The organism is Calothrix sp. CBUCES-K 9914 (genome assembly GCF_059640475.1).
Genome location: NZ_JBXXZH010000347.1, coordinates 1 through 8,109 on the forward strand (window position 1 = coordinate 1; position 8,109 = coordinate 8,109).

The 8,109-nt window shown below is 39.6% G+C and carries 7 protein-coding genes; 5 read left to right on the forward strand and 2 right to left on the reverse strand.

Going from position 1 to position 8,109, the window contains the following annotated elements; genetic code table 11:
* Both AC2JBO_RS40705 and AC2JBO_RS40710 read right to left on the reverse strand, forming a co-directional pair.
* A partial coding sequence (locus AC2JBO_RS40705) for a two-partner secretion domain-containing protein (RefSeq protein WP_496959316.1) occupies window positions 1-383 on the reverse strand: 383 nt, incomplete at its 3' end.
* 114 nt (window positions 384-497) lie between these two features.
* A complete protein-coding gene (locus tag AC2JBO_RS40710) occupies window positions 498-1,490 on the reverse strand; it encodes a hypothetical protein (RefSeq protein ID WP_496959317.1) in 993 nt (330 codons plus the stop codon).
* 521 nt (window positions 1,491-2,011) lie between these two features.
* Here AC2JBO_RS40710 and pstS point away from each other — a divergent pair.
* The 5 genes from pstS to AC2JBO_RS40735 all read left to right on the forward strand — a co-directional run.
* The gene (gene pstS, locus AC2JBO_RS40715; protein ID WP_496959318.1) at window positions 2,012-3,064 is read left to right on the forward strand and encodes a phosphate ABC transporter substrate-binding protein PstS; all 1,053 of its coding nucleotides are present in this window, start codon (window positions 2,012-2,014) and stop codon (window positions 3,062-3,064) included.
* A 133-nt stretch (window positions 3,065-3,197) separates the two neighbouring features.
* Entirely contained in the window at window positions 3,198-4,178 is a 981-nt protein-coding gene (pstC, locus tag AC2JBO_RS40720; RefSeq protein ID WP_496959319.1) for a phosphate ABC transporter permease subunit PstC, read from the forward strand.
* Between the two features lie 188 nt (window positions 4,179-4,366).
* Window positions 4,367-5,248 (forward strand): phosphate ABC transporter permease PstA, encoded by an 882-nt coding sequence (pstA, locus tag AC2JBO_RS40725; RefSeq protein WP_496959320.1) that lies wholly within the window; start codon window positions 4,367-4,369, stop codon window positions 5,246-5,248.
* A 44-nt stretch (window positions 5,249-5,292) separates the two neighbouring features.
* Window positions 5,293-6,081, forward strand: a complete 789-nt coding sequence (gene pstB / locus AC2JBO_RS40730) for a phosphate ABC transporter ATP-binding protein PstB (protein WP_496959321.1) — start codon at window positions 5,293-5,295, stop codon at window positions 6,079-6,081.
* Between the two features lie 363 nt (window positions 6,082-6,444).
* A partial coding sequence (locus AC2JBO_RS40735; protein WP_496959322.1) for an alkaline phosphatase PhoX occupies window positions 6,445-8,109 on the forward strand: 1,665 nt, incomplete at its 3' end.

Sequence of the window (8,109 nt, forward strand, 5' to 3'; positions counted from 1 at the left end):
GAACCGCCAATATTCAGACGCGCGTTTTCACCAAATATAATACCGTTAGGGTTAATCAAGAAGACATTGGCTTTACTGGTAGTCGATATCAGTCCATCTATTTGTGAAATGTTACTTCCTGTAATGCGCGTGATAATGTTTTGTGCTGCCTCAGTATTAAAAATAGCTTCTATATTTGTAGGAATGTTAAATCTTTCAAAGCTATGAAAAAGATTCCTTCCAGCTTGTGTACCACCATTTATAGTAATGGTGTTACCAGTTTGAGTTATAGTAGAGTTGTTTGGTAGAGTTGCATCTGGAACAATTTGGGCGCCAGCAGTGTCCACTGCGAAGAAGCAATTAAATGAAATAAAAAGCAAGAATTTATACTTGACAAGCTTCATTATTTTTATCAGCAGCGCTTATATCTGCCATCTGCGACATTTGCAATCGAGTCTACCATACTTGACGAATTACAAACATTAATTTACTTTTCTTTAATTTACTTTTCCTGTTCTTTAATTTAACTGAGGTGGAGAAGTTGTCCAGGTGATGATAACTGTTCCCGTTGCTTCCAGATTAGGAGTAAAAGTAATATATTGGGTAAACTTGTTTTTTGTAACTGTGTAAACAAATCCACCTCCATAGGTGTTAACTTGAGATGCTTTAAAACCCTGCGCTTCTAATTTACTTTTTACAACTTTAGCTATTTCTTCTGGTGTTTTACCGATGGCAGTTCCATAAATATTCTGTGTTCCTGGGGTGGCTGTAAAATTCTCCTCTTGAGATAGATAGAATTCTTTACTTAAACTTAGTTCTTCGTCAAGTTTGACAAAAACATCGTCAAACGTTTCTTTTTCCTCTTCGGTTAAAGAAGGTTCGGGTCGCGCGCTTGGTGTAGCAGATGCCGTACTTGTCATAACTGGTTCTGTTCGTATTGATGGAACAACTGAAGTTTTGACTTTAGCTTTGCTTCGCACCGCACGTGAGGAATTCTGCTTTTTGGGTAAACTTTTTGGAGTAATAGATGGAGTAATAGATGGAGTAACTTCGGGAGCAACAACAACTGCTGCAACTGGGTCGGTGATTTGCTCTAATACTTTAGGTGAGGCAGACACATTTAAACTAGGTTCCCTTGGCGCCACAGTTTGCACCACAGTTGGTGTCACTTGAACAGATGGGATAGATAGCTGTTGCACTATTACATCTGATGGTATATGAGGCAACTGGGCTGTAAATTGCGGGTTATTAGTGGGTTCTAAAGTGCTAATTAAGTCTTTTTGCTTGACAAGTGATTTGTTGTTGCTGAATAATTGGTTTGATTCTAACTGTGAAACAAGTATTGGCTGCTGTTGCATTGCTGCTTTACCGTCATTCATTTTTCCTTCTGGAGATGATGAAAAAGGAATTAATAGCAGCAATCCGTGTGCAGTTAACGATAGTAATAGCATCGAAGGCGATAATTGTCGGATAGATGATAATAAGTTATCCGATAGATATGATTTGACCATAAATTTGGTTAAAAGCAATAATTACTCAGGTTTTCAGATAATCCACTCAAATCAAAACTAAGTAAAAGCTCCTGAAGTTAATTCACTATACAAAAGCAATAAAACCAAATTTATAATTCTGATAAATCAAAATTATTTGCACGAATGCTTTGGTAATTAATTTTCTCTCAAAGCATTACCAGTAAAGGGTTTTTACACATTTAATAGATTTGATTATATTTACATAAATCCTTTTTTATGAAGCATAATATATTCTTGATTGCTACGCTTAATTGTAGTATTTATTTGGCAATTTCATCAACTTTATTTGATACATTAATCGAATTATTATTAAGATATAGCTTAATTTTGGTCTTATGTTAATTTATATCATAAAACATTGAAAGTTAAACTACAAATGCAAAATTTAAACAGAGTTTAAATTAGCATTCACAAATACTTAAATAAATCTTAACCAGTTAGCATGTAGGTTTATTTATGGCTGCGATTCCAACAGGAAAAGATTTTAAACACGAGGAAACATGAAAATTTCTACCACCACTTTTGGTCGTACAATTGCGACTTCAGTAGTTGCTGCTGCTGTTGCTGTTGCCCCCTTATTTGCAACAGCGACTCAAGCTCAAGCTCAACAGGCGACACTTAATGGAGCTGGCGCCACCTTCCCTCAGCCTTTGTACGAAAGATATGCTCGTGAAATCCGTAAGAAATTCCCTAACCTCAAAATTAACTATCAAGGAACTGGTAGTGGTGCTGGTGTAAGCGCAGTAATCAGTGGGACTGTAGATTTCGGAGCATCTGATGCAGCAATGACAGATGCTGAAATTGCTAAAGTTAAAAACGGCGTAATCCTCGTACCTACCGCTGGTGGTGCGGTTTCAGTTGTTTATAACCTTCCTGGTGTTCAGAACTTGAAATTATCGCGCAAAACTTTGCCAGCTATTTTCTCCGGTCAAATCACCAATTGGAATGACGCACAAATCAAAGCTGACAACCCCGGCGTTAATCTTCCTAACTCACCAATCAGACCAGTAGTACGTGCTGATGGCAGTGGTACAACCTTTATCTTCACCAACCACCTCAGCGCAATCAGCGGTTACTTCAAAGGTAGAGTTGGCGCCAGCAGAGCTCCTAAATGGGCAGGACTTTCCAACACCCTTAAAGGAAAAGGCAACCCTGGTGTAGCGAACTTGGTATCTCGCACCTCTGGCGGAGTTGGCTATGTTGAATACCAATATGCTAGAGAAAACAAGCTGAACACAGCGCAAATACAAAACAAACAAGGGCAATTTGTTGCTCCTTCACTTCAAGGTGCTAACGCAGCATTAGGAAATGTTCAATTCCCCGACAACTTCCGCGTATTCGTCGGCGACCCAGGTCAAGGTTACCCCATCGTTGGTTTAACCTGGATTTTGGTTTACAAACAGTACCCCAACGCTGCTAAAGCTACTGCTGTTAAACAGTTTATTAACTGGGTACTAACAGATGGTCAGCAATTCAACGATGACCTGAACTACACATCGATTCCTGGTAATGTTAGAACTCGTGTATTGGGCGTAGTTAACAGCATTAAATAAGATGATTTTTTCGGTAAAGGGTAGAGGAAATTGACCCTACCCTTGCTTGAAATAACAACCAACAATGCAAATCTAGGGTGGCTTAAGCCACCTTAGTTGTATGAAGATAATTTATTTTCACCCTCACAAAAACATGGCAAATTCACCAGAGCCAGTCTCTCCAAGTTTTGTTGATACAAATTCTGCTCTCACCGTTACTGGTGGAAGAAATTACTGGAGTAATCAAGCCTTTACTTGTTTCGCTTATATATTTGCAGCAATTACGGTTATTGTGCTGTTTTGGATGACTTTGATTATTTTTGGTCAAGCTCAACCAGCAGTTAGTAAGTTTGGATTTGGGTTTTTGAGCAGCACTGATTGGGACACTGGCAATGAAACTTTTGGCGCCCTCCCATATATATATGGGACGTTAGTTAGTAGTGCAATTGCTTTATTATTTGCTTTTCCAATTGGTATTGCAGTTGCTTTGATTACGAGCGAAAATTTTCTTCCTGTTTCCATTAGAACTGGATTTGCTTTTGTCGTTGAGCTGATTGCAGCTATTCCAAGCGTTATCATTGGTTTGTGGGGGATCAATGTATTTGTCCCCGCTCTGTTACCTGCACAACAAGGTTTATACAAAGCATTCAAGTGGACACCGTTGTTTGATACCGACCCAACAGGATTTAACATGTTGAGCGCTGGTATCGTTCTAGCTATTATGATTCTGCCAACATTAGCAGCGATATCACGCGATGTATTATTAGTAGTGCCTAAAGAATTACGCAGTGCCTCTATGGCTTTGGGTGCTACTCGTTGGGAGACTATTTTCCGAGTTTTGTTACCTTCTGCACTTTCTGGAATCATCAGCGCTACGATGCTTGGTTTAGGACGTGCGCTAGGTGAAACAATTGCTGTGACAATGGTAATCGGCAACTCGGCGCAAATTAGCGCTTCATTACTGGCACCTGCATACACAATTCCTTCGGTGTTAGCAAACGAATTTCCCGAAGCAGTCAGCGACTTACATAGAGGAGCTTTAACCTATCTTGCATTAATTTTATTCGCTTTGACTCTATTCGTAAACATAGCTGCCAATTTATTAGTGCGGTGGTTAGGAGTTAAGACGAAGTAATTTAGTCTTTTGATTGTCAGTATTCTCTGCTAAGGGTTATTTGTCGTTTGTTCCTTGTTGTTTGTTCCTTGTATTTTATTGCTCTTGTAATAATACTTTTTTACTGATTACAAATGACCAATGACTTATAACTCATTACAAATGACAGATGACTAATCCAAAATCAAAAATCAAGAATCCAAAACGGCATGAGTGGTAATCAACAATTAGACAATGATACAACTTCTTCGGCCCAATTGTGCAATCCTTTACCGACTGGGCGCCGCTTATTCACGTATATTATGAACGGACTTGCCTTCGGATTATCCGGACTTGCCGTTGTTCCATTATTGTCCGTTTTGTGGGAAATTTTAGTAAGGGGATACTCGGGACTAAGACCAGCAATGTTTTTTACATCTGTTTTTGATAACGGAATTGGTAATGCCATTGTCGGTACAGCAACGATGGTAGCAATTGCTTCGGCTCTTAGTATCCCAACAGGAGTAATGACGGGCATTTATTTGTCGGAATTTGGTCAAAACCAACCTGCGGCAAACTTTGTTCGTTTTATTACAAAGATTTTAACGGGTGTGCCTTCTATCGTTGTGGGTGTATTTGCTTATGGTGTAGTAGTTACCATCACAAAATCATTTAGCGCTGTGGCTGGCGGTTTTGCGTTGTCAGTCATTATGCTGCCCGTAGTTGTACTAACCACAGAAGAAGCCTTGAAATTAATTCCTAATGCTCAACGGCTAGCTTCTGCGGCTTTAGGTGGCACTCGTTTTCAAACTACGTTCAAAGTAGTATTGACTGCGGCAATACCTACTATTACTACAGGTGTTTTACTCGCTATAGCCCGTGCTGCCGGCGAAACAGCACCGCTAATTTTGACTGCTTTGTTTAGTCTGGACTGGTCGTCTGACTTATTAAGTCCAACGGCTTCGTTACCAGTACTCATTTTTAACCTCTATAACGACCCTTCGCCAGAGAAAAACAAACTAGTTTGGACTACCTCTATCGTTCTACTCGGTCTAGTTGTGTGCATCAGTCTTATTTCACGTATAGTTACTAATCAAAAGAGAACAAAGTAACAAGTAAGTGGTGTTGTTAATTTTTGTCGCATATCTTGGGCAACATGAATAAATTAATCCCAGCTATCAAAGTTAAAAATCTCACGTTTTACTACGGAGCTAAAACGAAGAAACCAGCCATTGAAAATGTTTCAATGGATATTTATCAAAACCAAGTTACCGCTATTATCGGTCCTAGTGGTTGTGGTAAATCGACGTTTATCAAAACCCTCAATCGCATTAGTGAATTGGAAGGTGACGTTCAGGTTAAAGGTAGCGTGGAATTTGCTAGTCAAAATATCTACTCTAGTCGCGTTAACTTAAATCGGTTACGGCGCCAAATTGGTATGGTGTTCCAAAAACCGAATTTATTTCCGATGAGCGTTTATGATAACGTCGCATACGGTTTGCGTATCGACCAATGGGTTCCAAAAGCGCAACTTGATGAAATCGTCGAAACCGCAATTAGAGGTGCCGCACTCTGGGATGAAGTCAAAGACAAACTCGGCAAATCAGCTTTAGGGCTTTCTGGAGGACAGCAACAGCGTCTTTGTATCGCGCGTGCAATAGCAGTCAAACCGAAAGTTCTACTCATGGATGAACCTTGTTCAGCTTTAGACCCCATCGCGACAATGAAAGTTGAAGAACTTATTCACGAGTTGCGCGAAGAGTTTACGATTGCAATTGTTACCCATAACATGCAACAAGCCGTTCGCGTATCCGATTTTACAGCTTTCTTCACCACTGACGAAAGTCGCATTGGTCAAATGGTTGAATTTGGTGCCACCACTCAAATTTTCAACAGTCCAATTGATGAACGCACACGCGATTACGTTTCTGGTCGTTTCGGTTAATTTTTCTCAACAGAGCGTGAGCGCCCGTATCGACAACTGAATTTACTCCTTACCACTTAGTTTAGACATTTATACATCCTCAGAAACCCGACTTCTTCAAGAAGTCGGGTTTCTATTCTATTGACTTTATTTATGTATATATACTTTTAATGGAAGTATAAAAAAAATATGTAAAATTCATTTTACTTAAGAAATTAATCAAAAGTTGCTCTTTCCTTAACTTTCTCATGTCAGATTGTAACCAAGAGTGCAATTTACTCGGATAACTACAATGTTTTATTTAATACCTTTATCCACGCTGATTAAATTGTAGTGAGTCTGGCGGAGTGGTTCAAATTTTAGAAACTTAAAAAGAGGAAAACTATGGTTCTTGTGAACGGACAAAGTTCTGCACAACCTTATGTAGTAAATGTTGCTGGTGATAATTATTACCAAACAATACCCTTACTAACTGTTGGTGACGAAGTACCTTTACTCGAGGGTAGTTTCGATAATTTAACAACAAGTCAAACTAAAACATTTGCATTTACTGGTATTCCTGATGGGATTGGAACTTACCAAGTAGGAGACAAAAACTTTGTCTTTATCAATCATGAACTTGGACCAACAACAGTCAGTGATATTTCCACTACTGTTCCAGGCAAAATTCAGGGAGCGCGCGTATCTTTGTTAGTTTTTGATAAAGACTGGAAAGCAATAGGTGGTAGAAATTTAATTGAAACTGCTGTTGATAGTACAGGTAGTTATACCTTAGATACGACGACTGGTTTATACAAAAATGCTGCGGGTACAGCATTAGCAAGCTTTGGACGTTTCTGCTCTGGCTATTTAGCGGATAAAGGTTTTGTAGACGCAACAGGTAAAGAAGTACCTATTTACTTTGCACCTGAAGAAAGTGGTAATACTAGTCGTGCTTGGGCTGTAACTCCTGATGGTACTGCATTCGCACTTGATGGTGTTGGTCGCTTTGCTAAAGAAAACACAGTTTCTGCTTCACAATACCGCGCGGTAAATTCCGACAAAACCGTTCTTCTTATCCAAGAAGACAACGCAGACGGTGAATTATACATGTGGGTTGGGCAACAAACTACTCAAGACCCCAACGGTTTCAAAAACGGTGACTTGTATGCACTCAAAGTTACTGGTGCCGATAACGAAAGTCAATTAACTGCTCTAAATACTCCAAAAACAGCAACTTGGACTAAAGTTGACAAATCTGTTGTATTTGGTGCTGATGGTAAACCACTTGCAACAGGTGACGCTCTTTCTAGCTTTGTAAATGCAGCTGGAAGAACCACTAACTTCCAACGCATCGAAGATTTAGCTGAAGACCCAAGTAACCCTGGTACTTTCTATTTTGTTTCTACTGGTACTACAAATAAACCTGGTACTACCAACGTTGCAGCATTAACTCCCGAAGAAGCAGAAAATCCTTATGGTCGTTTATATCGCTTTAGCTTAAATGCTAGCGACCCTACTGGACAAATCAACAATTTTGAAACCGTTTTAATTGGTGGACCTGGCAAAGGAACTAGCTATGACAACGTTGCTGTTGATAAAAACGGTAATGTATTGATTCAGGAAGATGAAACTTCGTTTGGTGGCGCCTTAATGGTCGCTGAAAACCGCGAAGCTTACATCTGGTCATACAACTATGCAAACAAAAGTCTTACACCCGTATTCTCACTCAATGAAGATGCAGGTGGTGCCCAATTCAACAACGCCAACATAAAAGGACAATGGGAATCTTCAGGTATCGTTGAAGTTTCTGGAACTGGTGCGGGTTTAAGCTCCTATTTATTTGATATCCAAGCTCATAGCATTACGGGTGCTGCTGCACTCAATGGTAACAACGTTGAAGGTGGTCAATTAATCTTAGCTGTACCAGTTAAACCGACTATTTTAGGTACTGCTGGGAACGATAACCTTTACGGTACTAATGGTGATGACATCATCGCAGGTGGCGCCGGTAACGACAACATCTACGGTGGAGAAGGTAATAATATTTTATTGGGTGATGCTGGTGAC

Coding starts and splice junctions, on each gene's coding strand:
- AC2JBO_RS40710 (WP_496959317.1), bottom strand. CDS start 1,490: ATGGTCAAATCATATCTATCGGATAACTTATTATCATCTATCCGACAA.
- pstS (WP_496959318.1), top strand. CDS start 2,012: ATGAAAATTTCTACCACCACTTTTGGTCGTACAATTGCGACTTCAGTA.
- pstC (WP_496959319.1), top strand. CDS start 3,198: ATGGCAAATTCACCAGAGCCAGTCTCTCCAAGTTTTGTTGATACAAAT.
- pstA (WP_496959320.1), top strand. CDS start 4,367: ATGAGTGGTAATCAACAATTAGACAATGATACAACTTCTTCGGCCCAA.
- pstB (WP_496959321.1), top strand. CDS start 5,293: ATGAATAAATTAATCCCAGCTATCAAAGTTAAAAATCTCACGTTTTAC.